At 71.4% G+C, this 25,562-nt stretch carries 18 protein-coding genes; 4 read left to right on the forward strand and 14 right to left on the reverse strand.

Annotation, left to right across the window (positions count from 1 at the left end; translation table 11 throughout):
- Window positions 1-6 precede the first annotated feature (6 nt).
- From AOQ37_RS04830 to AOQ37_RS04840, 3 genes are read right to left on the reverse strand one after another with little or no spacing between them, the layout of a single operon-like run.
- Entirely contained in the window at window positions 7-942 is a 936-nt protein-coding gene (locus tag AOQ37_RS04830; RefSeq protein ID WP_062641600.1) for a carbohydrate ABC transporter permease, read from the reverse strand.
- A complete protein-coding gene (locus AOQ37_RS04835; protein ID WP_062641602.1) occupies window positions 939-1,973 on the reverse strand; it encodes an ABC transporter permease in 1,035 nt (344 codons plus the stop codon). The genes AOQ37_RS04830 and AOQ37_RS04835 overlap by 4 nt, the downstream gene beginning before the upstream one ends.
- A gap of 25 nt (window positions 1,974-1,998) precedes the next feature.
- Window positions 1,999-3,702 carry an extracellular solute-binding protein gene (locus AOQ37_RS04840; RefSeq protein WP_062641604.1) on the reverse strand — a complete coding sequence of 568 codons (1,704 nt, stop codon included), beginning with the start codon at window positions 3,700-3,702 and terminating at the stop codon, window positions 1,999-2,001.
- A 324-nt stretch (window positions 3,703-4,026) separates the two neighbouring features.
- Between AOQ37_RS04840 and AOQ37_RS04845 the strand changes: the two genes are divergently transcribed.
- Window positions 4,027-6,879 carry a glycoside hydrolase family 3 C-terminal domain-containing protein gene (locus tag AOQ37_RS04845; protein ID WP_062641606.1) on the forward strand — a complete coding sequence of 951 codons (2,853 nt, stop codon included), beginning with the start codon at window positions 4,027-4,029 and terminating at the stop codon, window positions 6,877-6,879.
- A 118-nt stretch (window positions 6,880-6,997) separates the two neighbouring features.
- Here AOQ37_RS04845 and AOQ37_RS04850 read toward each other — a convergent pair whose 3' ends face one another.
- The 3 genes from AOQ37_RS04850 to gabT all read right to left on the reverse strand — a co-directional run bounded on the left by AOQ37_RS04850 (window position 6,998) and on the right by gabT (window position 11,070).
- Complete coding sequence (locus AOQ37_RS04850) at window positions 6,998-8,443, reverse strand: aldehyde dehydrogenase family protein (protein WP_062641608.1); 1,446 nt, start codon at window positions 8,441-8,443, stop codon at window positions 6,998-7,000.
- 39 nt (window positions 8,444-8,482) lie between these two features.
- Complete coding sequence (locus tag AOQ37_RS04855) at window positions 8,483-9,262, reverse strand: phosphatase PAP2 family protein (protein ID WP_062641609.1); 780 nt, start codon at window positions 9,260-9,262, stop codon at window positions 8,483-8,485.
- Between the two features lie 473 nt (window positions 9,263-9,735).
- Window positions 9,736-11,070 (reverse strand): 4-aminobutyrate--2-oxoglutarate transaminase, encoded by a 1,335-nt coding sequence (gene gabT / locus AOQ37_RS04860; RefSeq protein ID WP_062641612.1) that lies wholly within the window; start codon window positions 11,068-11,070, stop codon window positions 9,736-9,738.
- Window positions 11,071-11,306: 236 nt separating this feature from the next.
- Between gabT and AOQ37_RS04865 the strand changes: the two genes are divergently transcribed.
- Together AOQ37_RS04865 and AOQ37_RS04870 are read left to right on the forward strand one after the other, a co-directional pair.
- The gene (locus AOQ37_RS04865) at window positions 11,307-13,676 is read left to right on the forward strand and encodes a hypothetical protein (RefSeq protein WP_062641615.1); all 2,370 of its coding nucleotides are present in this window, start codon (window positions 11,307-11,309) and stop codon (window positions 13,674-13,676) included.
- A gap of 105 nt (window positions 13,677-13,781) precedes the next feature.
- Window positions 13,782-15,413 carry a PucR family transcriptional regulator gene (locus AOQ37_RS04870; RefSeq protein WP_062641616.1) on the forward strand — a complete coding sequence of 544 codons (1,632 nt, stop codon included), beginning with the start codon at window positions 13,782-13,784 and terminating at the stop codon, window positions 15,411-15,413.
- A gap of 101 nt (window positions 15,414-15,514) precedes the next feature.
- Here AOQ37_RS04870 and AOQ37_RS04875 read toward each other — a convergent pair whose 3' ends face one another.
- From AOQ37_RS04875 to AOQ37_RS04905, 7 genes are all read right to left on the reverse strand, one after another.
- Complete coding sequence (locus AOQ37_RS04875) at window positions 15,515-15,967, reverse strand: hypothetical protein (protein ID WP_062641617.1); 453 nt, start codon at window positions 15,965-15,967, stop codon at window positions 15,515-15,517.
- 139 nt (window positions 15,968-16,106) lie between these two features.
- Window positions 16,107-17,525, reverse strand: coding sequence for an NAD(P)/FAD-dependent oxidoreductase (locus AOQ37_RS04880; protein WP_062641619.1), 1,419 nt, complete (start codon window positions 17,523-17,525; stop codon window positions 16,107-16,109).
- Between the two features lie 20 nt (window positions 17,526-17,545).
- Complete coding sequence (locus tag AOQ37_RS04885) at window positions 17,546-18,355, reverse strand: ABC transporter permease (protein ID WP_062641621.1); 810 nt, start codon at window positions 18,353-18,355, stop codon at window positions 17,546-17,548.
- Entirely contained in the window at window positions 18,356-19,285 is a 930-nt protein-coding gene (locus AOQ37_RS04890; RefSeq protein WP_062641624.1) for an ABC transporter permease, read from the reverse strand. It abuts the gene before it with no gap.
- The gene (locus tag AOQ37_RS04895) at window positions 19,285-20,436 is read right to left on the reverse strand and encodes an ABC transporter ATP-binding protein (RefSeq protein ID WP_199824949.1); all 1,152 of its coding nucleotides are present in this window, start codon (window positions 20,434-20,436) and stop codon (window positions 19,285-19,287) included. The genes AOQ37_RS04890 and AOQ37_RS04895 overlap by 1 nt, the downstream gene beginning before the upstream one ends.
- A 5-nt stretch (window positions 20,437-20,441) precedes the next feature.
- Window positions 20,442-21,689, reverse strand: coding sequence for a polyamine ABC transporter substrate-binding protein (locus AOQ37_RS04900; RefSeq protein WP_062641628.1), 1,248 nt, complete (start codon window positions 21,687-21,689; stop codon window positions 20,442-20,444).
- 56 nt (window positions 21,690-21,745) lie between these two features.
- A complete protein-coding gene (locus AOQ37_RS04905) occupies window positions 21,746-23,260 on the reverse strand; it encodes a gamma-aminobutyraldehyde dehydrogenase (protein ID WP_062641630.1) in 1,515 nt (504 codons plus the stop codon).
- A 222-nt stretch (window positions 23,261-23,482) separates the two neighbouring features.
- Between AOQ37_RS04905 and ybiA the strand changes: the two genes are divergently transcribed.
- Window positions 23,483-24,043, forward strand: a complete 561-nt coding sequence (gene ybiA, locus AOQ37_RS04910; protein ID WP_062641631.1) for a riboflavin biosynthesis intermediates N-glycosidase — start codon at window positions 23,483-23,485, stop codon at window positions 24,041-24,043.
- Between the two features lie 266 nt (window positions 24,044-24,309).
- Here the strand turns inward: ybiA and AOQ37_RS41115 are convergent, their stop codons facing one another.
- Window positions 24,310-25,329: a DUF4190 domain-containing protein gene (locus AOQ37_RS41115; RefSeq protein WP_234436812.1), complete on the reverse strand. Its 1,020-nt coding sequence runs from the start codon at window positions 25,327-25,329 to the stop codon at window positions 24,310-24,312.
- Between the last annotated feature and the right edge of the window lie 233 nt (window positions 25,330-25,562).

Consider the following 25,562-nt stretch of genomic DNA (forward strand, 5'->3'; position numbering starts at 1 on the left):
GGGACTTCAGCCCTTGACCGCCCCCGTCAACATCCCCTTCCTGAAGTGCTTCTGGACGAACGGCGACAACACCGCCACCGGCAGCAGCGCCATCACCATGACCGCCATCTGCACGGCCAGCCCGGACAGCTGCCCCGTCTTGATCGCCTGCCCCAGCCCGACCGGCGCCTCCTGCTTCTGCACCAGCTGGATCATGACGTTCTGGAGCGGCATCATGTCCTGGTCGTTGAGGTACAGCGAGGCGTTGAACCAGGCGCTCCAGTACCCGACGGCGTAGAACAGCGTGATGACGGCCAGCACCGCCCTCGACAGCGGCATGACGATCTGCCAGAGGATCCGGAAGTCCCCCGCCCCGTCGATCCGCGCGCTGTCGATGAGTTCCGGCGAGATCCCCATGAAGAAGCCGCGCAGGACAAGGATGTTGAACACGCTGATCGCGCTCGGCAGGATCAGCGCGAGGTAGCTGTCCATCAGGCCCAGGGACTGCACCAGCAGATAGGTGGGGATCAGGCCCGCGCTGAAGAACATCGTCGCCAGCAGGACCATCAGGATCCAGCGGTGCCCGAGCGAGCCCGAGCGGGAGAGCCCGTAGGCGCACAGCACGGAGACGCCCATCGAGAAGAGCGTGCCGACCAGGGTGATCAGGACGCTGATGACCGCCGCGCGGGTGACCTGTCCGCCGCTGAGCAGTTCCCGGTAGGCGATGAAGGTGATCCCCTTGGGCACCATCACCAGTCCGCCGGCCTCGTCGATGGTCTTCCGCGAGGAGAGACTGGTGACGAGGACGATCCACAGCGGGAAGAGGATCGCCAGGCAGGCGAAGGCCAGGGCGACGCCCTTGCCCGCGAGGCCGGCCCTGCTGGGCTCCTCCTCCCACACGGGGCGCGGCGGCGCGGCCCACCGGCCGGGTGCGCGCACGGGTTCGTCGATCACGGCGGTCACTTCTGGTACACCCCCTGCTCGCCCATGAGATGGGCCACCTTGTTGGCGACGAGCACCAGGCCGAGGCTGATGACGCCCTTGATCAGTCCGGCGGCGGCCGCGTAGCCGAAGTCCTGGTTGCGGACGCCGTTCCACCACACGAAGGTGTCGAGGACCTCCGAGGCCCCTGGTCCGACCGCGTCGCGCTGGAGCAGGATCTGTTCGAAGCCGACCGTCAGCGCGTCACCCACCCGCAGCACCAGCAGCAGCGCGATCACCGGGCGCAGGGCCGGCAGGGTCACGTGCCACATCCGGCGCCAGCGGTTCGCGCCGTCCATCGCGGCGGCCTCGTACAGGTCGGGGTTGACCGAGGCCAGCGCGGCGAGGAAGACGATGATGCCCCAGCCCGCGTCCTTCCAGACGCTCTGCGCGGTGATCAGGAACTTGAAGGTCTCCGGGTCGGTCATGATGTCGATGCCGTCGTACCCGTGCTGCCGCAGCAGCTGCGAGAGGATTCCCGCGCCGCCGAACAGCTGCTGGAACACGGCGATGACCAGCACCCAGGAGAAGAAGTGCGGCAGGTAGAGGATCGCCTGCGAGACCGCCCGGATCCGGGGCCTGACCACGCTGTTGATGAGCAGCGCGAGCATGATCGGGATCGGGAAGTAGAGCACCAGCTGGAGGAAGAACAGCACCAGGGTGTTCCGCACGGCCTCCCAGAAGGCCGAGTCCTCGAAGAGCCGCTGGAAGTTCTCCATGCCGACCCAGGGGCTGTGCAGTATGGAGACGACCCCGTTGTCGCTGATGTAGGGGTCGTAGTCCTGGAAGGCGACCACGTTGCCGAGGATCGGCACGTAGTTGAAGAGCAGGATGAGAACGACCGCCGGGAGTGTCATCAGCAGCAGGACGCGGTCGCGTCTGAACCTGACCCGCAGCCCCAGCTTTGCGGAGGACCTCTTCCCCCGGGGGCCGGTGGCGCCGCCGGGCGCCACCGGTGTCTTCTCCGTCTCGTCGGCCTCGGCCCTGCTCCGAGGCACCGTGCTGTGCGACACGGCCGTTCTCCTCGCCTCGCTGCCGTCAGCTCGTCGCCGTGCCGTTGTCGTCGAGCAGCTTCCGGTACCAGGCGCGCAGTTCGTCGCCGCCCTTCTTCTTCCAGTCGGAGACGGCCGCCTGCATGTCGCTGATCTTCTTGCGGCCGCGGACGATGTCGTCCTCCAGCTGCTCGAAGTCGTTGGAGAGGTTGGTCCAGCGGCTGGGCTCGGTGATCTGCATGCCGTAGAAGGCCGACTTCCTGGTGAAGGCGCCCATCCGCTGCTGCCACTCGACCTGGCCCTTGGCGATGTCCGGGAAGTCGGGGTGGGCGATGGTCGACGCGGGGCTCGCGACCATCACGAAGGCGTTCAGGACCTCCTGGTTGCCCTTGTCGTTCTTGACCGGCACCCCGTCCTTGACGCTGTAGTGCGTGCCCTCCACCCCGTAGTTGGTGAGCATGTACTCCTTGGTGCCGTACGGGGCGGCGGTGACGTTGGCGACGGCCAGCACGTCGCGGATGACGGCCTCGGACGCCTTCTTGTTGACGAAGGCGAAGATGTTGGCCGGCTGAGTGGCGTAGATGACCGGGTCGGCGCCGCCGTGGCCGAAGATGTCCATGCCCCAGATCTGGAACTGCGGGTTCTGCGCGGCCTGCGAGGCCTGCTGCCCGTACCAGCTGGAGATGTCGTTGTTGTAGATGAGGAACTCACCGGCGGCGAACTTGGTACTCGGGTCGACGGCCTGGCTCTTGCCCAGCTTGAAGTCCGGGTGCACGTAGCCGGCGGCGAACAGCTTGCGCGTCCACTCCAGCGCCTCGAGGTAGGAGTCCAGCTCGATGCGGTTGACCAGTTTGTCGCCCTCGAGGATCCAGCCGAGCGGCTTCTCCCCGCCGGAGGGGACCCCGAAGCTGTTGAACGCGGTCCACTTCATGTCGCCGCAGGCCCACACCTTGGCCTTGGCGTTGGTGATCTCCTTGGCCAGGGCCGTGAACTCGTCCGTCGTCGTCGGGACCTGGTAGCCGTTCTTGTCGAAGAGGTCCTTGCGGTAGAACGGCACGATGTTGGTGACGTAGGACGACGGCATCGGCAGACCGCGCAGCTTGCCGCCGAAGAGTGCGCGCTGCCAGGCGTCGGTCGGGATCGCCGCCAGGTTCGGGTACTCCTTGACCTTGTCGCCCGACAGGTACGGGCCCAGGTCGGCGAACTTGCTGAGGATGGCGCTGGGTATCTTGCCGCCCATGTTCCAGCCGGGGACGACCACCACGTCCGGCACGTCGCTGGAGGCGAGCACCGCGCCGAGCTTCTGGTCGTAGGTGTTGCCGTCCTGGTTCTGCCAGACGACGTCGACGCCGATGAGGGCGTTCATCGCGGTGTAGTAGGCGTTGTCGCTCTTCGGCGGTGAGCCCCAGAACGGCGACATGACGGTGACCTTGCCGCCCTTGCCGAGCTTCTCGGGCACCGAGGTCTTCAGCGTGGCGAGGTCGAGCTTGCTGCTGAAGCCGACCGAGGAGCCGTTCTTCGACGGGATGTCGGGCGTCACCACGTTGCTGGCCACGTAGGCGGGCAGGATCTTCTTGGCGTCCTTGCCCGACGTGGTGCCCTCGCGCGATCCGCTGTCCGTACCGCCGCAGGCGGCAAGCAACGGCATCCCTCCCGCCACCGCGGCGGTGGCGACCGCCGTGGAGGCGAGGAAGCTTCTCCGGCTGGGTCCGGAAGGACCAGCGGAGAGGGAAGCGGCGTTCGGCGTCATTGCGTCAACCCTTCATGGCGCACCAGGACACCCGGCGGTGGCCGTCGGCTGCGGTGTCTCGAGTGGAACTGGCTGAGCGGAAGCGATCATCCGACCGGGCCCGCGGAACTTCCAGTCGAAGCGCTTCGATGTTGCTGCGAGGTTAAGTGAAGGGCAGGGGGTGCACAAGGGTCGGTCGCAATATTCCTCCACCGTGAAGGACGCGACCTTTTCTCATGCACCGCTTGAAATCGCGTCTGGGTGTCTTGACACCCGACCCACCGTCGAATGAGCATCGAAGCGCTTCGAAAGCGCCTCCCCGCTCCACCGCAAAGGGATCCCCACGTGACCGCACACACGCCGCCCACGCCGCCATTCCGCGACCCGCAGCTGCCGTTCGCGAAGCGCATCGACGATCTGCTGTCCCGGCTGACCCCCGAGGAGAAGGTCTCCTTCCTGCACCAGTTCGCACCCGCCGTCGAGCGCCTCGGCATCACCGCCTTCCGCACCGGCCAGGAGGCGCTCCACGGCGTCGCCTGGATGGGCCCGGCGACGGTGTTCCCGCAGGCCGTCGGCCTGGGCGCGACCTGGAACACCGACCTCGTGCGCCGGATCGGCGACGCGGTGTCCAAGGAGGTCCGGGCGATGCGCGCCCGCGACGAGCGGGTGGGACTGAACGTCTGGTCGCCCACCGTCAACCTGCTGCGCCATCCGCTGTGGGGCCGTAACGAGGAGGGCTACTCCGAGGACCCGCGGCTGACCTCCGCCATCGCCACCGCCTATACGCACGGCCTGCGCGGTGATCATCCGACGTACTGGCGCACGGCTCCGGTCCTCAAGCACTGGCTGGCCCACAACAACGAGACCGGCCGGGACGTCACCTCGTCCTCGGTCCGCCCCCGCGTGCTGCACGAGTACGACCTGCGTGCCTTCCGCGGATGCGTCGAGGCGGGCGCGGTGGCCGGGGTGATGCCGGCGTACAACCTGGTCAACGGTCGCCCCAACCATGTCTCGCCGTACCTGCGCGCACACCTGCGCGCCTGGACCGACGAGGACCTGCTGGTCTGCTCGGACGCCGGCGCGCCCTCCAACCTGGTGGACTCCGAGCACTACTTCGACACCCACGAGGAGGCGACGGCGGCCGCGCTCGTGGCCGGCGTGGACAGCTTCACCGACCACGGCACGGACGGCTCGAAGATCGTCGCCCGGGTCGCGGGGGCTCTGGAGCGGGGCCTGCTGACTCAGGCCGACGTCGACGCGGCGGTCCGCCGGCAGCTCTCGGTCCGCTTCCGGCTGGGCGAGTTCGACCCGCTCTACGACCCGCACGCGGGCACCGGCGAGTTCGACTCCCCGGCCCATCGCGCCCTCGCCGGGGAGGCCGCCGAGCAGGCGGTCGTCCTGCTGCGCAACGACGGGGTGCTGCCGCTGGCCGCGGACACCCGGATCGCGGTGGTCGGCCTGCTCGCCGACGAGTGCAAGCTCGACTGGTACAGCGGCACGCTGCTGCACCGCTCCACCCCGCTGGAGGGGCTGTACGAGCGGTTCGGCGCCGAGCGCGTGGAGTTCGCGGAGGGCGTGGACCGGGTCCTGCTCAGGACCTCCGCGGGGACGTTCCTGAAGGTGCCCGCCGCGCCCGAGGCCACCGAGGAGGCGTTCGGCGCGCAGGGCGCCCTCGACCCGGCGCTGCTCGCGGGCCGTACCGACCTCCCGCCGCTGACGACCGACGCGACCGGTACGGAACTCGCGCTCGCCGACTGGGGCGAGGGCGTGCTGACGCTGCGCGCGCCGGACGGGCGCTACCTCTCGGTCGCCGAGGACGGCTTCCTGCGCGCCTCCGCCGACCAGCCCGGCGGCTGGGTCGTCCAGGAGACGTTCCGCCTGGAACCGCACGCGAACGGTCACCTCCTGCTGCATCTGGGGACGGGCCGCCCCGTATGTGTCGCCGCCGACGGCGTCCGGGTTGCCGGGCCGGACGAGGAGAATTCCGAGGTCGTCGAGGTCGTCGTCGTCGAGTCCGGCGAGGACGCGGTGACCCGGGTCACCGCCGGGGCCGACGTGGTCGTGGTGGTGGCTGGCAACGACCCGCACATCAACGGCCGGGAGACCGAGGACCGCACCACGCTGCGGCTGCCGGCCCACCAGGAGCGGCTGCTGGCGGCCGCCCGGGCGGCGAACCCGCGCACGGTGCTGGCCCTGGTGTCGGCGTATCCGTACGCCATCGAGCCGGGCCCGCTGTCCGCGGTGCTGTGGACGGCGCACGGCGGCCAGGCCGCGGGCACCGCCCTCGCGCGGGTCCTGGCCGGTGACGTCTGCCCGTCCGGCCGGCTCCCGCAGACCTGGTACGCGGACGACGCCGATCTGCCCGACCTCCTCGACTACGACGTGATCGGCTCCCGGCAGACGTACCTCTACTTCGAGGGCACCCCGCTCTTCCCGTTCGGGCACGGTCTGTCGTACGCGTCGTTCTCCTACGCGGACCTGGCGGTGCGCGTCGAGGACGGCACGGCGCACGTCTCCTGCACGGTCACCAACACCGGGGACGTGACGGCCGACGAGGTCGCCCAGCTCTACACCCGTGCCGTGGATCCCTCGGTCACCAGGCCGCGCCGCGAGCTGCTCGACCACCGCCGCGTCACGCTCGCCCCGGGCGCGAGCGCGGAGGTCTCCTTCGCGGTCCCGCTGTCCGCGTTCGCCTTCTGGGACGTGGCGCAGGGGCGGTGGCGTACGGAGTCCGGCCCGTACGACCTCCTGGTCGGCGCGTCGAGCGCGGACGTCCGGCTGCGGACGACCGTCACGCTGGAGGGCGAACCGGCCACCCCGCGCCCGGTCCTGCGGCGCGGCCTGGAGGCCGCCGACTTCGACGAGCAGAGCGGCGTCGAGATCGTCGACCGGACCAAGGTGTCGCGCGACGCGGTGACGCCGGTGGCGGGCGGGACGGGCGAACTGCTCTACCGGGCCTGCGACTTCGGCACGGGCGCCGGCACGACGGGCGTGACGGTGACGGTGGCGGGCTCGGGCACGGTGGAGCTGTCGCTCGACGGCGGCCCGGCCTTGGCGACCCTGACGGTCGGCGCGCCCACCCCGGGACCGTACGACTACGTCACCGTCGACGCGGCCCTCACCGCCGGGGGCGTCCGCGACCTGCGCCTCGGACTGCGCGGCCCGCTGCGGCTGGCGCATGTCGGCTTCACCGGCTGAGGGTCCGGAGGAAGCCGGCACGAAGAAGGGGCCCGGCACCGGAAGGCATCGGTGCCGGGCCCCCTTCGGGGAGCCTATATGAAAATGGTTCCCATGAGCCAGAGAGTCGCCGGGCGTCTCAGAGCGCGAGCCCGGTAAGGACCAGCACCCGCTCGTAGGTGTAGTCCTCCATCGCGAACCGCACACCCTCGCGGCCCACGCCGGACTGCTTGGCGCCGCCGTACGGCATCTGGTCGGCACGGTAGGAGGGCACGTCGCCGACGATGACCCCGCCGACCTCCAGCGCACGGTGGGCGCGGAAGGCGACCTGGACGTCGTGGGTGAACACGCCCGCCTGGAGGCCGTACTTGGAGGAGTTGACGGCGGCGAAGGCCTCGGCCTCACCGTCCACCTTCGTCACCGTGAGGACCGGTCCGAAGACCTCCTCGCAGGCGAGGGTGGTGTCCGCCGGTACGTCGGTGAGGACGGTCGGCGCGTAGGAGGCTCCGTCGCGCTTGCCGCCCGCGAGGAGGGAGGCGCCGGCCGCGACGGCCTCGTCCACCCAGGTCTCGACGCGCTTGGCCGCGTCCTCGCTGACCAGCGGTCCGACGTCCGTCCGGGCGTCGGAGGGGTCGCCGGTGACCTGCGCCTCGACCGCGGCGACGATGCGCGGCAGCAGGCGGTCGTACACGGAGGCGTCCGCGATGACCCGCTGCACGGAGATGCAGGACTGGCCGCCCTGGTAGTTGGAGAAGGTCGCGATGCGCCCGGCGGCCCAGTCGAGGTCGGCGTCGCTCGAGAAGTCGCCGAGGACGACGGCCGCGCCGTTGCCGCCCAGCTCCAGGGTGCAGTGCTTGCGCGGCACCGAGTCCATGATCGCGTAGCCGACCTTCTCGGAACCGGTGAAGGAGATGACCGGCAGGCGCTCGTCCTGGACGAGGGCGGGCATGCGGTCGTTGGAGACCGGCAGGATGCTCCAGGAACCGGCGGGCAGCTCGGTCTCGGCGAGCAGGTCGCCGATGATCAGGCCGGACAGCGGGGTGGCCGGGGCCGGCTTGAGGATGATCGGCGCACCGGCCGCGATCGCCGGGGCGACCTTGTGGGCGCACAGGTTCAGCGGGAAGTTGAACGGCGCGATGCCGAGCACGACCCCCTTGGGGAAGCGCCGGGTCAGGGCGAGACGGCCCTGGCCGCCCGCGTCGGTGTCGAGCCGCTGGGCCTCGCCGCCGTTGAACCGCCGGGCCTCCTCGGCCGCGAACCGGAAGACGGAGACGGCCCGGCCGACCTCCCCGCGCGCCCACTTGATCGGCTTGCCGTTCTCGGCGGAGATCAGCTGGGCGATCTCCTCGGTGCGCTCCACGAGCCGCTTGCTGACGTGGTCGAGCGCGGCGGCGCGCACATGGGCCGGGGTGGCGGCGAACTCGTCGCGCACGGCGTACGCGGCGGCAACGGCCTCCTCGACCTGCGCGTCCGTCGGCACGCTGACCTTGCCGACGAGCCGGCCGTCCCACGGGGAGGTGACGTCGAAGCTGTCCTCGCCGGTCGCCTGGCGGCCGGCCAGCCAGAAGGCGTGGGTGGCCCCCACGGTCGTTTCCTGGGGCATGTGCGGGTCCCGGCCCTTCGCTTAGGGGGTGTCCTGTGGCTTTCGTGCTCCACGGTAGGGGCGGGAGGCCGAAGGGTCGCTTGTCCGAGTCGTACGGGTGAGCGGCCGGGGTGCGCCGGTTTGGCACGGTCGCCCCGACGTCGTCGGCTCCCCCGCCCCTCCCCCTCCCGTCTCCGCTTCCCGCCGCCGCTCCCTGTCCAGGAAGAACCACAGCGCACCGAGCAGCACCGTGCACAGGCACCAGCTCGCCACGACGTCCAGCGGCCAGTGGTAGCCGCGCCGGACCAGCCCGAAGGACACGGCCAGGACGAGGAGGCCGCTCGTCGCGAGGGCCAGCCGGCGGGTGAGCGCGGTGCGCAGCCACGGCAGCAGGACCAGCGCGGCCGAGCCGTAGGCGACGGCCGCCGTCGCCGTGTGGCCGGAGGGGTAGTAGCCGGTGGCCGGGGGCACGGCGGGCGTACCGGGCCGGTCCGTCCACATCTTCAGGGGGACGACGATCAGCGGCACCAGCACCATCAGGGCGAGCGCGGCGACGGACGGCGCCCACCACCGCGCCCGGCCGGCCGCTCTCCCCCGCCACGCCGCGTACCCGGCGACCAGCACCAGGACGGGCACCGCCACCTGCACCTCGCCCAGGTCGGCCAGCAGCTCGGCGGCCCGGCCGGGCCGGACGAGGGCACGGCTGACGCGCTCGTCCGCGCGCAGCAGCGGGCCGTCGGCGGCGACCTGCCAGGTGATCAGCGCGAAGAGGAGGGCGGGCGGCAGGAGAGCGAGGACGGCGCGGGGCGGGCGGGGCGGCATGGGACCCAGCTTGTCAGGAGCGGCCGGACGGCGGAGAAGGAGCCCGGAGCGAAGAAAAGACCCCGGATCGGGATCCAGGGTCGCTTTTCGTCCGCCGTTCGTCCGCTTTCAACGGTCCGCGCCGGAGAAGGAGGTCGGCCACCCCGGAACAGGGGGGGTGGTTCCGGGGTGGCCGTCCGGACCGGAGTGCCGGCCGCCCCGGGGGGTTTGGGGCGGGCGGCCGTCCGATCGGTGTGGAGATCCGAAGCCGGAAGCTCCGGTTGTGTGCGCGAGGGCACGACCAGGTCGAAGCTGGGGAGGCCCCGGCCTGGGTCCGCCCGCAGTCCCCTGCGGACGGGGTGTATCTCTCATCTGCTGAGAACCTACGGCAGAGGATGGCGGTACGACAGGCTGTATCCCGTCCCGCCATCCTCCTCGCACACGTTCTTCACACCCTGTACGGCAGAGGGGAATCAGCTGTGCGGTGCCCCGGCTCAGATGCGCGCGAAAGCCTGCTCGATGATGTCGAGTCCCTCGTTCAGCAGGTCCTCGCCGATGACCAGCGGCGGCAGGAAGCGCAGTACGTTGCCGTAGGTGCCACAGGTCAGGACCAGCAGGCCCTCCTGGTGGCAGGCCTTGGCCAGCGCGGCGGTCGCCTCGGGGTTCGGCTCCTTCGTCGTGCGGTCCTTGACCAGCTCGATCGCGATCATCGCGCCACGCCCGCGGATGTCGCCGATGACCTCGAACTTCTCGGCCATGGCGGAGAGGCGGCCCTTCATGACGGCCTCGATGTGCTTCGCCCGCGCGTTGAGGTCGAGCTCCTTCATCGTCTCGATCGCGCCGAGCGCACCCGCGCAGGCGACCGGGTTGCCGCCGTAGGTGCCGCCCAGGCCGCCCGCGTGCGCGGCGTCCATGATCTCGGCGCGGCCGGTCACCGCGGCGAGCGGCAGACCGCCCGCGATGCCCTTGGCGGTGGTGATCAGGTCCGGGACGATGCCCTCGTCCTCGCAGGCGAACCACTGGCCGGTGCGGCAGAAGCCGGACTGGATCTCGTCGGCGACGAAGACGATGCCGTTGTCGGAGGCGAACTTGCTGATCGCCGGGAGGAAGCCCTTGGCGGGCTCGATGAAGCCGCCCTCGCCGAGCAGCGGCTCGATGATGATCGCGGCGACGTTGTCCGCGCCGACCTGCTTGGTGATCTCGTCGATGGCCTGCGCGGCGGCCTCGGGGCCCGCGTGCTCGGCCCCGGTGGGCCAGCGGTAGCCGTAGGCGACCGGGACGCGGTAGACCTCGGGCGCGAACGGGCCGAAGCCGTGCTTGTACGGCATGTTCTTCGCCGTCAGCGCCATGGTGAGGTTGGTGCGGCCGTGGTAGCCGTGGTCGAAGACGACGACCGCCTGGCGCTTGGTGTACGCGCGGGCGATCTTGACGGCGTTCTCGACGGCCTCGGCACCGCTGTTGAACAGCGCGGACTTCTTGGCGTGGTCACCCGGGGTGAGCTCGGCGAGGGCCTCGGCCACCGCCACGTAGCCCTCGTAGGGGGTGACCATGAAGCAGGTGTGGGTGAAGTCGGCGAGCTGGGCGGTGGCCCGGCGCACGACGGCCTCGGCGGAGGCGCCGACGGACGTCACCGCGATACCGGAGCCGAAGTCGATCAGACGGTTGCCGTCGACGTCCTCGATGATGCCGCCGCCCGCGCGCGTGGTGAAGACGGGAAGCACCGAACCGACACCGGCCGCGACCGCGGCGGTACGGCGGGCCTGGAGTTCCTGCGACTTCGGGCCGGGGATGGCGGTGACGACGCGGCGCTCCTGCGGAAGGGCGGTCATGACGGGCTCCTGGGGTTTTGCGGACACTTTCGTTCTTTTCCCGCAGGCTAGGACGGGGAGTGGGGGGTGGGCATGCTCCATGTGGGCGGTGTCGCCGGAGCGGCTTGTCCGTCATGGACAGTGCCGACGGACGGTGATCGGCGCGGGACCGGCCGCGTAAGCGGTGAACTCCCCTTGCGGGCGCGTTAGATTGACTCGCTGATGGTGGACGGAACGGCTGGTCAGGGGGCAGGGCGATGGACAGCGACGGGACGTGGGACGCACGGGGTACGCATGCGAATCCTGTGCCGCGCCCGGCGGGGCCGCCGCGGATGCCCGCGGTGCCGCCCCGGCCGACCGACGCGCCGGGCACGCCGGGGGCGTCCCGGGCCGCCTCCTCCGCCGTAGCCGCCTGGCTCGACGAGGCGCGCCCCGTGGCGGGGACGGGAATCTGGCGCTTCGGGTACCGGCCGCCGAAGGAGGCCAGGGCCTCGGAGCGGCTCGCGCCGGTCACGGTGGTCGGCATGCTGGTCCCGCTCGTGGTCGCGCTGGTCCTGTGGTCGCTGTGGCGCCGGGGCGGGCTGCCGTACCAGTTCACCCTGCTGCGGCTGTTCACCCCGGACGACTGGTGGTGGGGCGGCACGATCGCGTCCCCGAAGTCCATGGAGGGCGCCGAGGCGCGGGTCGTCTACGACGGCGTGTTCTTCGCCGTCCTCGTCTACGGGATGGGCCGCCTGGGCAGCTGGGCGCACGCCGTACAGCACTTCGTGGGCCGCCGGCCGCAGCCCGCCCGGGCCCTCGTCGCGCTGCTGGGCGCGCTCGCCGCCCTCAGCTTCGTCTTCCCCGGCGCCTTCGGGGCCGGCTGGGACGCCCTGCCCGTGATCGACCCGCTGTTCTCGCTGATCGTCCTGATCTCCGGCAGCTACGAACTGTTCGCCTCCCCCCTGTTCACGAACGCGCTGTACACGGTCATCACGCTGCTGGTGGTGTGGCCGTTCGCGAGGGTCGGCGGCTGGTGGCCGTACGCGCGGGAACGACTCGCCGCCCGGCGCGCCGGGCCCGGGCAGGCCGCGCCCGAGGCCGGGCGGCCGCGCGCCCAGTGGCCCGAGCTGCGGGACGCCGGACAGTACGAGGCGGCCGAGCTGCTGACCGCCGAGGTCGCCGCCGGCCGGATGAACGACGTGGACTGCGTACGCGTACGGCGGGCCTGGACGGCGGGGCTCGCCGACTTCCGCGACACGGTGCTGCGGCAGGGCGGCGCGGCCTGGACGCACCCGTCCGGCGCCCGCGACCTGCCCCGGCGCACCGCGCGCCACGACCTGCTCACCGGGCAGGTGCGCGTCGGCCGCTGGGTGGCCGCCGAGCGCACCCCGACGAGCTACCACGACGCGGGCGCCGCGCTCGGCCCGGAGGTGCTGGGCACCTCGCTGCTCGCGATCGGCCCGTCCGGCTCGGGCAAGACCCGGACGCTGGTCGAGCCGCTCACCGAGGCGCTGGCCCTCCAGGCTCTCACCGGGTCGTGCGCCGTGGTCGCGGTGTCGTCGCCCGGCGGCCCGCTCGGCTCCGACTCCGCGTTCGACGTGATCGTCGGGATCGGGAATCCCGCGTCCGTGCACGACCTGGACCCGTACGCGGAGTCCGAGGACCCGGACGAGGCCGCCGCGATCCTCGCCGAGGCGCTGGTCGGGGACCTCGACACGGTCAGCGGCCAGAGCGCGACCACGGCGCTCGCCCAGGTGCTGGGCCCCTACCGGAGCGCGCACGGCTGCTTCCCCACCCTGCCCGAGCTGCGCGAACTGCTGGAGGGCGAACCGGGCGCGCTGGCCGCGCTGCGGGAGGCCGTGGCCGGGGACGAGGTGATGCGCCGCGAGCTTGAGGCGAGGATCCGGCAGACGGGGACCCCGGGCGACGCGGGCCGGGCGCTCGCCGACCGGCTGGCGCTGCTCGACCGCCCGGTGTTCGCGGAGTTCTTCGGCGGCGGCAGCAACGCCCACCGGGCGTTCTCGCTGCGGGCCGTCGCCCACCACCCGCTGCGGGTCCGCGTGGACCTGCCCGAGCGGGGTCACGAGGAGGCCGCCCGGCTGATCACCCGGCTGGTCCTCGCCCAGTTCCACACCGTCGTACGGGAGCCCCGCGACCACTTCGTCTGTCTGGTCCTGGACGACGCGACGGGCACGGTCACCGACGGGTCGGTGCGCCGGCTCCAGCGGCTGCGCTCGCAGAACGCGGGCGTGGTGCTCGCCCTGCGCTCGATCGGCGACGTCCCGGAGGCGCTGCACGGGCCGCTGTACGGGGCCGTCGGCTGCCGGATGGCGTTCTCCGGCATCACCACCTGGGACGGCAGCCGGTTCGCGCAGACCTGGGGCACCGAGTGGGTGGAGACCACCGAGGTCGCCCAGCACACCGTCTTCGCCGACCAGCCGATGACCCGCGCGATCCACGCCCTGCGCAAGCTGGTGACCGGCAAGGCGGTGACCACGGACGCGGTGACCGTGCGCGAGGTCGAGCGGGAGCGCTGGTCGGCGTCCCGGCTGGCGCACGAGGTGCCGCCCGGCCACGCGGTGCTGTCGCTGACCAGCGTGCGGGGGGAGCACGCGCCGCCGCTGCTGGTCGACCTGCGGGACTGAAAGGCGCGGACGCGGTCCGTACAGTGAGGCAGAATCGGGAGGGACCGTTCATACGCGGCGGCCAAAAGATCACACCGCCGTTCACTCCCCCGACCTGAAGGCCCCATGCCTCCCACGCTCGCCTCGCTCGTCCATCACTCCGCGCTGAAACTGACCGTGCGGGCGGGCGGGGACCGTCTGGACGTGCCGGTGCGCTGGGCGCACGTCAGCGAGCTCGCGGACCCCGTGCCGTACATGGAGGGCGGGGAGCTGCTGCTGATCACCGCGCTCAAGCTGGACGCCGAGGACCCGGAGACCATGCGGCGCTATGTGCGACGGCTGGCCAAGGCCGGGGTGGTCGGGCTGGGGTTCGCCGTCGGCGTCAACTACGAGGACATCCCGAAGGCCCTCGTGGACGCGGCCGAGGAGGAGGGCCTGCCCCTGCTGGAGGTGCCGCGCCGCACGCCCTTCCTCGCGATCAGCAAGGCGGTGTCGGCGGCGATCGCGGCCGACCAGTACCGGGCGGTCACCGCGGGGTTCGCGGCCCAGCGCGAGCTGACGAGACAGGCGCTGACGGACGGCCCGCAGGGGCTGCTCCGCGCGCTCGCCGCACAGGTCGACGGGTGGGCGGCACTCTACGACGCCTCGGGCGCCGTCGTGGGAGCGGCGCCGGAGTGGGCGGGCCGACGAGCCGCGCGGCTGACGGCGGAGGTGGAGCGGCTGCGGGAGCGGCCGGCCCCGGCCTCGGCGGTGGTGGGCGGCGGCGGAGGCGGTCCGGAGCACCCGGGACCGGACGACCGGCACGACGACCGGATCGAGCTGCACTCCCTGGGCACCGGCCGGCGCCCGCGCGCCGCGCTCGCGGTCGGCACCGCCTCGGCCCTGGGCACCGCCGAGCGGTACGCCGTCCACTCGGCCATCGCGCTGCTCACCCTCACCACGGAACGCTCCCGCTCGCTGCACGCGGCGCAGCAGCGGATCGGCGCGGCGGTGCTGTGCATGCTCCTCGCGGGTGAACCGGACCATGCGCGGGCCGTCGCCGGGGACCTCTACGGCGGTCTGCTCGACGCCCCGTTCCGGGTGATCGTCGCCGACGCGACGCCGGTGTCCGCCGCGGGCGACGGGACCGGGGACCCCTTCGACGGTCTCACCGAGGTCGTCGAGTCGGCGGCCGCCCGGGCCGGGGAGGCCGTACTGGTGGTGCCCGAGGGCGACCGGCTGGTGGCCCTGGTCACGGACGGCGGCGCGGCCGCGGCGGCGTGCGCCCGGTACACGGCGGCGCTGGAGAGTGCGCGGGCGGCCGGGGGCGTCGGGCCCGAGTCCGGCGACGAGGACGGACTCGTCGTGGGCCTGTCCGCGCCGGCCGGGCCGATCGCGGCGGCGGCCGCCTACAAGCAGGCCGAGCAGGCGCTGTCGGTGGCGCGGCGGCGGGGCCGGGTCTTCGTGGAGCACGAGCAGCTCGCGGCGGGCTCCGTGCTGCCGCTTCTCGCCGACGACGCGGTGAAGGCGTTCGCGGACGGCCTGCTGCGCGCCCTGCACGAACACGACGCGACCGGCCGCGGCGACCTGGTGGCCTCCCTGCGCGCCTGGCTCTCCCGCCACGGCCAGTGGGACGCGGCGGCAGCCGACCTGGGCGTCCACCGGCACACCCTGCGCTACCGGATGCGGCGGGTGGAGGAGATCCTCGGCCGCTCCCTGGACGACCCGGACGTCCGGATGGAACTGTGGCTCGCCCTGAAGGCGACCTCCCCGGAGTAGCCCGAAAATGATTCACCGCGGCTCCCGGAACGGGGGGCGTGGAGGCGCGCCGGCCGGGCCCCGGTCGGCGGCCGGGTACCGCGGCGGAGATGTCCGGTCGGTCAGCCGTCCTCTCCGCCGGCCAGGGCCGCCGCCGCCTCGTGCATCGCCAGTTCGAGCAGCGCCGGATCGGTCAGGGTGCCGGAGCCGTCCGGCTGGACCAGCCAGCGCACACCCCGGGTCGAGCGGCCCGGATAGGGCACGACGATCCAGGTGCCGGCCCCGGCCGTGCGGATGCCGGTGCCGAGCCAGCGGGCGGCCGTGCCGGGCGCCACGAAGAAACCCATGCGGTTGTCCCCGAAGTCGACCAGCACGGGGCCCGGCCGGTGCAGGATCCGGGTGAGCACGTCGAGGGTGGGATAGCCGAGCTCGCCCGGCAGGATGAGTACGTCCCAGGCCTTGCCCGCGGGCAGCAGCGCCACCCCCAGGGGGTTGCGCTCCCATTCCCAGCGGCATGCCTCGGGATCCGGTGCGACGGATGCCAGCCACTCGACGGCCGTCTTGGCCCCAGCCATGAGAAGACCTCCCTTTCGCTCGTCGACGCGGTCGCGTCATGAGGGAGAGGGAGGTCTCCGGTCGGCATTACGCGGGTCGGGGCAACCCGTAGGAGTGAACCGGCTCACATCTCACCGGAAGCGGTGGATCAGGCCCGGGTCAGCTGTCGAAGCCCAGCCCCAGCCGGTCCATCGCCTTGAGCCACAGGTTGCGCCGCCCGTCGTGCGTGTCGGCGCGGGCCAGCGACCACTTGGTGAGGGCGATGCCGGTCCAGGCGAAGGGCTCGGGCGGGAACGGCAGCGGCTTCCTGCGGACCATCTCGAGCGACGTCCGCTCGGTGCTCTCCCCGGCCAGCAGGTCGAGCATGACCTCCGCCCCGAAGCGGGTGGCCCCGACACCCAGGCCCGTGTACCCGGCCGCGTAGGCCACCTTCCCCCGGTGCGCCGTGCCGAAGAACGCCGAGAAGCGCGAGCAGGTGTCGATCGCCCCGCCCCACGCGTGGCTGAAGCGCAGGCCCTCCAGCTGCGGGAAGCAGCCGAAGAAGTGCCCGGCGAGCTTGGCGTACGTCTCCGGCCGGTCGTCGTACTCGGCGCGCACCCGGCCCCCGTAGGGGTACACCGCGTCGTATCCGCCCCACAGGATCCGGTTGTCCGCGGACAGCCGGAAGTAGTGGAACTGGTTGGCCGAGTCCCCGAGGCCCTGCCGGTTCTTCCACCCGATCGAGTCGAGCTGGTCGGCGGTCAGCGGCTCGGTCATCAGCGCGTAGTCGTAGACCGGGACGGTGTACGCCCGCACCCGCTTGACCAGGTTGGGGAAGACGTTGGTGCCGAGCGCGACCCTCCGCGCCCGCACCTGCCCGTACGGGGTGCCGACGGCCATGCCGGCACCGTAGGGCTTCAGGGTCAGGGCCGGGGTGCGCTCGTAGATCCGGACGCCCAGCCGCAGGCACGCCAGCTTCAGACCCCAGGCGAGCTTGGCGGGATGCAGCATGGCCACGCCCCGCCGGTCGTGCAGACCGGCCTGGAAGGTCGGCGAGGCGACCTGCTCCCGCACCGCGTCCGCGTCGAGGAACTCGATCCCGTCCGCGAGGCCCTTGCCTTCGAGCTCCCGGTGCCAGTCGCGCAGCTCCGCCGCCTGGTATGCCTCGGTGGCGACGTCGATCTCGCCGGTGCGCTCGAAGTCGCAGTCGATGCCGTGGCGGGCGATCGCCGCCTCGATCTCGTCGAGGTTGCGCCGCCCCAGCTCCTCCAGCCGGTGGATCTCGTCCGGCCAGCGGGTGAGCCCGTTGGCCAGCCCATGGGTGAGGGAGGCCGCGCAGAAACCCCCGTTGCGGCCCGAGGCGGCCCAGCCCACCTCGCGGCCCTCCAGCAGCACCACGTCCCGCTGCGGCTCGCGCTCCTTGGCGACGAGCGCGGTCCACAGTCCGCTGTAACCGCCGCCGACGACCAGCAGGTCGCAGGTCTCGGGGCCGGTGAGCGCGGGTTCGGGGTGCGGCTTGCCGGGATCTTCCAGCCAGTACGAGACCGGCTGTGCGTCGGAAAGAGAAGTGATCCACCGGTTCATGGCGCTTGGGGCCATGATTTCAACTCCCTACAGGGCTATACCGATGACGCCTTTTGCCTGTTGCGTCGATTACTGATGACCATGGAGGTCAGTACGAACAGTACGGCGACAAGGAACATGGCCGTACCGATGACATTGATCTGAACGGGCGTTCCGCGCTGCGCCGAACCCCACACGAACATGGGGAAGGTGACGGTGGAACCCGCGTTGAAATTGGTGATGATGAAATCGTCGAAGGAGAGCGCGAAGGCGAGCAGCGCGCCCGCGGCGATCCCGGGCGCGGCGATGGGCAGCGTGACCCGCAGGAACGTCTGCGCCGGCCCGGCGTAGAGGTCCTGGGCGGCCTGCTCCAGACGCGGGTCCATCGACATGACGCGCGCCTTCACCGCCGTCACGACGAAGCTGAGGCAGAACATGATGTGCGCGATGAGGATCGTCCAGAACCCGAGCTGAGCACCCAGGTTGAGGAACAGGGTGAGCAGCGAGGCGGCCATCACGACCTCGGGCATCGCCATGGGCAGGAAGATCAGCGAGTTGACGGCGCCGCGCGCGCGGAAGCGGTAGCGGACGAGCGCGAAGGCGATCATCGTGCCCAGGGCGGTCGCGCCGAGGGTCGCCCAGACGGCGATCTGGAGGCTGAGCGACAGCGACCCGCACAGTCCGGCGACCCCGCAGGGGTCCTGCCAGGCGTCGGTGGAGAACTGCTGCCACTGGTAGTTGAAACGCCCCTTCGGTTTATTGAAGGAGAATACCGTGACGACGATGTTCGGCAGCAGGAGATAAGCGAGCGTGAGAAGTCCCGCGATGACCACGAAATGGCGCTTGAGCCAGTTGACGAAGGGCATTTAGACCAGATCCTCCGTCCCGGACCTGCGGATGTAGAGAGTGACCATGAAAAGGATCGCGGCCATCAGGATGAAGGAGAGGGCCGCTGCCGTCGGATAGTCCAGAACGCGCAGGAACTGCGTCTGGATCACGTTTCCGATCATGCGGGTGTCGGTCGAGCCGAGGAGTTCGGCGTTGACGTAGTCGCCGGCCGCCGGGATGAAGGTCAGCAGCGTCCCGGAGACCACGCCCGGCATCGACAGCGGGAAGGTGACCTTGCGGAAGGTGGTGACCGGCCGCGCGTACAGGTCGCCGGCCGCCTCGTGCAGCCGCCCGTCGATACGCTCGAGCGAGGTGTAGAGGGGCAGGATCATGAAGGGCAGGAAGTTGTAGGTCAGACCGCAGACCACGGCGAGCGGGGTGGCCAGCACCCGGTCCCCCGCGGTCCAGCCGAGCCAGCTGGTGACGTCGAGGACGTGCAGGGTGTTGAGGGCGCCGACGACCGGGCCGCCGTCCGCGAGGATCGTCTTCCAGGCGAGGGTGCGGATCAGGAAGCTGGTGAAGAACGGCGCGATCACCAGGATCATGATCAGGTTCCGCCAGCGGCCGGCCCGGAAGGCGATCAGATAGGCCAGCGGGTAGCCGAGCACCAGGCACAGGATCGTCGCGGCGGCCGCGTAGAGCACCGAGCGCAGGAACTGCGGCCAGTACTCGCTCAGCGCGTCCCAGTAGGTCGCGAGGTGCCAGGTGACCTTGTAGCCCTCCTCCAGGGAGCCCGTCTGCACGGACGTGGAGGCCTGGTAGATCATCGGCAGCGCGAAGAACACGCACAGCCAGAGCAGACCGGGCAGCAGCAGCCAGTACGGCGTCCAGCGCCCGCGCCTGCGGGGCGGCTTGTGCGCCGGTGCCGTCGGGGAGAGGGGCGGGGGCGCCTCCGTGAGCGTCGCCATCAGAGGGCCGCCTCTTCCTGGATGCCCGCGTCGATGTCCTGTGCGGCGTCGAGTCCGAAGGTGTGGGCGGGGCTCCAGTGCAGGACGACCTCGGCGCCGGGGGCGAGCCGGGCGTCCCGGTCGACGTTCTGGGCGTAGACCTCGAACTCGGGACAGACCGTGCTGTCGATGACGTACTGGGTGGAGACGCCGATGAACGACGAGTTGGCGATCCGCCCGGTGATGCGGTTGCGGCCCTCGGGGATCTCACCGGCGTCGTCGGCGTGGGTGAGGGATATCTTCTCCGGGCGGATGCCGACCAGCACCTTGCCGCCCGTCGTGGTGGGCGCGGAGCAGCGCGACTCGGGCAGGACGAGTTTGCCGCCGCCCGCCTTCAGCACGATGTCGTCGCCGTTCTTGGTGTCGACCTCGGCCTCGATGAGGTTCGAGGTGCCGAGGAAGTTGGCGACGAAGGTCGTCTTCGGGTTCTCGTAGAGGTCGGTCGGCGAGCCGAGCTGCTCGACCCGGCCCGCGTTCATCACGGCGACCGTGTCGGCCATCGTCATGGCCTCCTCCTGGTCGTGCGTGACGTGCACGAAGGTGATGCCGACCTCGGTCTGGATGCGCTTGAGCTCCAGCTGCATCTGGCGGCGCAGCTTGAGGTCGAGGGCGCCGAGGGGCTCGTCGAGCAGCAGCACCCCGGGCTTGTTGATCAGGGCGCGGGCCACGGCGACCCGCTGCTGCTGGCCGCCGGAGAGCTGGTGCGGCTTCTTGCGGGCCTGCTCGCCGAGCTGTACGAGTTCCAGCATCTCCTCGACCTGCTTCTTCACGCTCTTGATGCCGCGCCGGCGCAGGCCGAAGGCGACGTTCTCGAAGATGTCGAGGTGCGGGAAGAGGGCGTAGGACTGGAACACGGTGTTGACCGGGCGCTTGTACGGCGGGAGTGCCGTCACGTCCTGGTCGCCGAGGTGGACGGTCCCGGAGGAAGGTTCCTCCAGACCGGCGATCATGCGCAGGGTGGTGGTCTTGCCGCAGCCGGAGGCACCGAGCAAGGCGAAGAAGGAGCCCTGCGGGACGGTCAGGTCGAGCGGCTGGACGGCGGTGAAGGAGCCGTAGGTCTTGCTGATGCCGGTCAGGCGGACATCGCCGCTGCCGCTGTTGGTCGTCTTCATCGTCGTCACGCCCCGGTGAGCTTCGCGAACTTCGCCTCGTAGGCGGTCTCTTCCTTCGAGCTCAGCGAGCGGAAGGAATGCGACTTCGCCTGCATGGCCTTGTCAGGGATGATCAGCGGATTGTTCGCCGCATCCTCGTCGATCTTCGCCAGCGCGTCCTTCACGCCGTCCACGGGACAGACGTAGTTGATGTACGCGGCGAGTTCGGCGGCCGGCTCCGGCTCGTAGTAGTAGTCCATGAGCCGTTCGGCGTTCGTCTTGTGACGTGCCTTGTTGGGGATCAGCATGTTGTCGCTGGAGGTCAGGTAGCCGCTGTCCGGGATGACGAAGTCGACGTCGGGGCTGTCCGCCTTCAGCTGTACGACGTCACCGGCCCAGGCGATACAGGCCGCGAAGTCGCCGCTGGTGATGTCGGACGTGTAGTCGTTGCCGGTGAAGCGGCGGATCTGGCCGCTGTCGACGCCCTTCTGGAGACGGGCGATGGCCGCGTCGTAGTCGTCGTCGGTGAACTTCTCCGGGTCCTTGCCCATGTCCAGCAGCATCATTCCGATGCTGTCGCGCATCTCGGTGAGGAAGCCGACGCGGCCCTTGAGCTTGGGGTTGTCGAGCAGGTCGGAGACCGACTTCACCTCGACGCCGTCCAGCGCCTTCTTGTTGTAGGCGATCACCGTGGAGATGCCCTGCCAGGGATACGAGTAGGCACGGCCCGGGTCCCAGTCGGGGCTGCGGAACTGGGCCGACAGGTTGGCGTAGGCGTGCGGCAGGTTGGACGGGTCCAGTTTCTGGACCCACCCGAGGCGGATGAGGCGGGCGGCCAGCCAGTCGGTGAGGACGATGATGTCCCGGCCGGTGTCCTGGCCCGCGGCGAGCTGCGGCTTGATCTTGCCGAAGAACTCGTTGTTGTCGTTGATGTCCTCGGTGTACTTGACCTTGACGCCGGTGCGTTTCGTGAAGGCGTCGAGCGTCGGGTGGTGTTTCCCGCTGTCGTCGACGTCCATGTACTCGGTCCAGTTGGAGAAGCTGACGGTCTTCTCCTTCGCCGAGTGGTCGTCGGCGGCCGTGCCGCCCTCGGTCTTGCCTGCCGCGGGGATCCCGCAGGCGCTGAGCGCGCCGAGGCCGCCCAGCGCCAGGGCCCCTGTCGTGGAGGCGCGCAACAATGACCGGCGGGTCATGGCCCCCCTGCCGTTGCGGAGGCTGCGCCGCACGGCGGCCACTTGGGCCGGGCTCAGACGGTCGGGCTCGTAACTCTCCATGCGCGTGGTGCCCTTTCGGGAGGTTCGGCCGTGGTCGGCGGCCGGTCGTCGTCGCTCTAACAGTCCCCGAAGATGGTGCGGTGCCAGGACTTGCGGGCCACCGCGGTGTTATCGAACATAACGTGCTTCACCTGCGTGTACTCCTCGAACGAGTACACCGACATGTCCTTGCCGAAGCCGGAGGCCTTGTAGCCGCCGTGGGGCATCTCGCTGATGATCGGGATGTGGTCGTTCACCCACACGCACCCGGCCTTGATCTCGCGCGTGGCCCGGTTCGCCCGGAAGACGTCCCGGCTCCACGCGGAGGCGGCCAGCCCGTACGGGGTGTCGTTGGCGAGCGCGATGCCCTCGTCGTCACTGTCGAAGGGCAGCACCACCAGGACCGGCCCGAAGATCTCGGACTGGACGACCTCACTGTCCTGCGCGGCGTCCGCGATCAGGGTGGGGCGATAGTACGCGCCCTTCTTGAGATCCCCCTGCGGGGCCTCCCCGCCGGTCACCACGCGCGCGTAGCCGCGCGCCCGGTCGACGAAGGCGGCGACCCGGTCGCGCTGGACGTGCGAGACCAGCGGGCCGAGATCGGTACCGGGGGCGAAGGGATCGCCGAGCCGGACCGTTTCCATCAGGGCGGCCGTCCGCTCGACGAACGCCTCGTAGAGGGGCCGCTGCACGTACGCGCGCGTGGCGGACGTGCAGTCCTGCCCGGTGTTGATGAGCGCCCCCGCGACCGCGCCGTTGGCGGCGGCCTCCAGGTCGGCGTCGTCGAAGACGACGAAGGGCGCCTTCCCGCCCAGCTCCAGATGGAGCCGCTTGACCGTCGCGATGGCGACCTCGGTGACGCGCTTGCCGACGGCGGTGGAGCCGGTGAATGAGGTCATGGCGACGTCGGGATGCCCGACGAGGCGCTCACCGGCCTCCTGTCCGGACCCCGTGACGATGTTGATCACGCCGTCGGGGATCCCGGCCTCGGTCGCCGCCTGGGCGAAGAGCAAGGAGGTCAGCGGGGTGAGCTCGGCGGGCTTGAGCACGATGGTGTTGCCCGCCGCGATCGCCGGGAGGATCTTCCAGGCGGCCATCTGGAGCGGGTAGTTCCAGGGCGCGATGGATCCCACGACACCGATGGGCTCACGGCGGACGTAGGAGGTGTGGTCGCCCGAGTACTCACCGGCGGCCTGGCCCGCGAGGTGGCGGGCCGCGCCGGCGAAGAAGGCGGTGTTGTCGATGGTGCCCGGAACGTCGAACTCACGGGTCAGCTTCAGCGGCTTGCCGCACTGGAGGGACTCGGCGCGGGCGAACTCCTCGGCGCGGTCGGTGAGGACGGCGGCGAACCGGTGCAGCGCGTCGGAGCGCTCACCCGGCGTGGCCCCGGCCCAGCCCGGGAAGGCGGCGCGCGCCGCGGCCACGGCGGCGTCGACGTCGTCGGCGCCGGCCAGCTCGTAGGTGAAGACCTCCTCGCCGGTCGCGGGGTCGATCACGGCGTGGCTCCGGCCGGACGTGCCGTGCCGGAGGCGGCCTCCGATGTACTGAGCGCCGTCCGCGAATCGTTCCTGTGCGGGGAACCGGTCCTGCATGTCGCTCTCCTCCGCCTTCGCCCCGCTGTGCGCGAGGGCGGCCAGCGTAGCTCCGGCTTGATTTGATTGCCGATCCTGACAGAGCAAGGGCACTCCAACAAGTGATTCCGTTGTTGCCTTTTGGTTACGCGACGGAATCTGTCGAGGGCGGGTCGACCAGGTGTCGAGTCGGAGCGGAAAAGGCGGGACGCAGTGTCAGTGGCGCGTGCCAGACTCGCGTGCATGGAGAAGATCGACAGCCGGGAGGCCCTGGTCAGGCGGGTCCAGGCCGGGGCGAGGATCAGGTATCTGCATTTCTGGGGGCACCGGCCGCGGCCCGACGGCCGGCTGGGCTCGAGCTGTCTGAGCCAGTGGTGGCCGTCACCCTTCGTGGTCGACGGGGTCACCTATCCGACGGCCGAGCACTGGATGATGGCGGGGAAGGCCCGCCTCTTCGAGGACGCGGAAGCGGAGCGGCGGGTGCTGGCCGCGGGCTCCCCCGCCCAGGCGAAGAAGGAGGGGCGGCTGGTGCGCGGCTTCGACGAGGCGACCTGGCAGCGGGAGCGGTTCGCGATCGTGGTCGAGGGCAGCGTCCACAAGTTCGCCTCGCACCCCGGGCTGCGGGCGTTCCTGCTGAACACGGGCGAGAAGGTGCTGGTGGAGGCGAGCCCCGTGGACCGCGTGTGGGGCATCGGCCTCGCGGCGGACGACGAGGCGGCGATGGACCCGCAGCGGTGGCGGGGGCCGAACCTGCTGGGGTTCGCGCTGATGGAAGCCCGCGAGAGGGTCCGGGCGACGGCCTGAGCAGCGGGTGCGGCCGCGGCCGCACCTGCCCATGCCCGCCGGTGACTCCCCTGCCCTCCGGTGACTCCTACGGCCGCAGGTGACTCCCGCGTCGGCCGGTTGCTCCCATGCCGGCCGGTGACTCCCGCGCCCCACGCCCCGTCGCTGGCTCCCGCGCCCGCCGGTGACTCCCATGCCCCGCCGCTGGCTCCCGCGCCCCGTCGCTGGCTCCCGCGCCGGGCGGTAGCTCCCGCGCCCGCCGGTGACTCCCGCGCCCCGCCGGTGGCTCAGGCCTGCACGATCAGCAGCACGCCCAGTCCGACCGCGAGCGCGATGCCCACGCTTCCGCAGATGATCCCCGCCAGGGCCTGACCCGGGTTCGAGGCCTCGCCCCGCCTGGCCTTCCCCCGTCCGACCGCGCCGAAGGTGATACCGAGGATGCCGAGCACGATGGCCAACGGCCACATGCAGAAGCCGACGGCCGAGATGATCCCGAGGATCATGCCGGCGATGCCCATGCCGTTGCTGTCCCCCGCCCCGCCGGGCCAGCCGTAGGGACCGGGGGCTCCGCCGTAGTGCGGCGGGGAGGGATAGCCGTAGCCGCCGGGATATCCGTACGGCAGCTGGCCGGGCCCGTGCGGCGCGAGGGGCGGCGGCGGGACCGGGCCGCCCGGGCCGGGGGGAGCGAAGGGGTTGACGGGGTGGCCGGGGTAACCGGGGTGACCGGGCGGACCACCGGCCGCCGCCGTGCCGGGCTGGGGCGGCGGGAAGGCGCCGGGATGCCCGTTCACCGGCGGGTTCCCGAAGGGAGCGGCCCAGGCCTGCGGGGTGCCGCCCCCGGTCGGCGGGGACACGTTGGGCAGCGAGGTCACCGTCCGCTGGTCGTGAACGGCCGGCGGCACCTGCCCCGGGGGCACGGGGGCAGGGGCCGGGGTGGCGGCGGAGTCCGGCGTCAGCGGTTCGTTCGCGGCGACGGTGTAGCCGGGCCCGCTCTGCGCGCCGTCCCCCGGGGCGGCCCAGGGGTTCGGCCCGGCAGGGGTCCCGGCGGGACCGGCCCCCCGCTCCGCCACGTCCGCCGGACCGGCAGCAGCCGCCGCATCCGTCGGACCCGGAGCCGCAGTACCCGACACGTCCGTCGGACCCGCAGCAGCCGCATCCGTCGGGGCCGTGGCCGTCGTGTCCTTGTGCAACGGCACCTTGGGAGCCGCGTCCTGCGGGCCGTCCGCCTCGTCGGCCCGGTCCGGAGCGGGCGCGGGCCACGGGTCTCGGGCGGCGTCACCGGCCGGAGTCGGCGCGTCGTCGGACATGCGTGGATCCCCTCTGTCGCCCTCTGCCCCGCGTCCCCGCCGGGCATTCGGTCCTGCGCGTTCCGTCCTGCGTTCCGTCATCCGTACGGCGTTCCACCGTGCGTACGTTCCGTCATGTTACGGCCCGGGACCGATGCGGTGAGCGGCGGTATGCGCGGCCGGGGTGGTCCGGGGCGGTGTGTGTGGCGGGGGTTGTCGGGGGCGGTGCGTGAAGAGGCCAGGGGTCGGGTCGG

It is taken from the genome of Streptomyces maremycinicus (assembly GCF_001184025.1).
GTDB lineage: Bacteria > Actinomycetota > Actinomycetes > Streptomycetales > Streptomycetaceae > Streptomyces > Streptomyces maremycinicus.

What these genes read in the sequence shown, in the direction of transcription:
- AOQ37_RS04840 (WP_062641604.1), bottom strand. Translation starts at nt 3,702, where the DNA reads ATGACGCCGAACGCCGCTTCCCTCTCCGCTGGTCCTTCCGGACCCAGC.
- AOQ37_RS04855 (WP_062641609.1), bottom strand. Translation starts at nt 9,262, where the DNA reads ATGCCGCCCCGCCCGCCCCGCGCCGTCCTCGCTCTCCTGCCGCCCGCC.
- gabT (WP_062641612.1), bottom strand. Translation starts at nt 11,070, where the DNA reads ATGACCGCCCTTCCGCAGGAGCGCCGCGTCGTCACCGCCATCCCCGGC.
- AOQ37_RS04865 (WP_062641615.1), top strand. Translation starts at nt 11,307, where the DNA reads ATGGACAGCGACGGGACGTGGGACGCACGGGGTACGCATGCGAATCCT.
- AOQ37_RS04870 (WP_062641616.1), top strand. Translation starts at nt 13,782, where the DNA reads ATGCCTCCCACGCTCGCCTCGCTCGTCCATCACTCCGCGCTGAAACTG.
- AOQ37_RS04875 (WP_062641617.1), bottom strand. Translation starts at nt 15,967, where the DNA reads ATGGCTGGGGCCAAGACGGCCGTCGAGTGGCTGGCATCCGTCGCACCG.
- AOQ37_RS04880 (WP_062641619.1), bottom strand. Translation starts at nt 17,525, where the DNA reads ATGGCCCCAAGCGCCATGAACCGGTGGATCACTTCTCTTTCCGACGCA.
- AOQ37_RS04885 (WP_062641621.1), bottom strand. Translation starts at nt 18,355, where the DNA reads ATGCCCTTCGTCAACTGGCTCAAGCGCCATTTCGTGGTCATCGCGGGA.
- AOQ37_RS04890 (WP_062641624.1), bottom strand. Translation starts at nt 19,285, where the DNA reads ATGGCGACGCTCACGGAGGCGCCCCCGCCCCTCTCCCCGACGGCACCG.
- AOQ37_RS04895 (WP_199824949.1), bottom strand. Translation starts at nt 20,436, where the DNA reads ATGAAGACGACCAACAGCGGCAGCGGCGATGTCCGCCTGACCGGCATC.
- AOQ37_RS04900 (WP_062641628.1), bottom strand. Translation starts at nt 21,689, where the DNA reads ATGGAGAGTTACGAGCCCGACCGTCTGAGCCCGGCCCAAGTGGCCGCC.
- AOQ37_RS04905 (WP_062641630.1), bottom strand. Translation starts at nt 23,260, where the DNA reads ATGCAGGACCGGTTCCCCGCACAGGAACGATTCGCGGACGGCGCTCAG.
- ybiA (WP_062641631.1), top strand. Translation starts at nt 23,483, where the DNA reads ATGGAGAAGATCGACAGCCGGGAGGCCCTGGTCAGGCGGGTCCAGGCC.
- AOQ37_RS41115 (WP_234436812.1), bottom strand. Translation starts at nt 25,329, where the DNA reads ATGTCCGACGACGCGCCGACTCCGGCCGGTGACGCCGCCCGAGACCCG.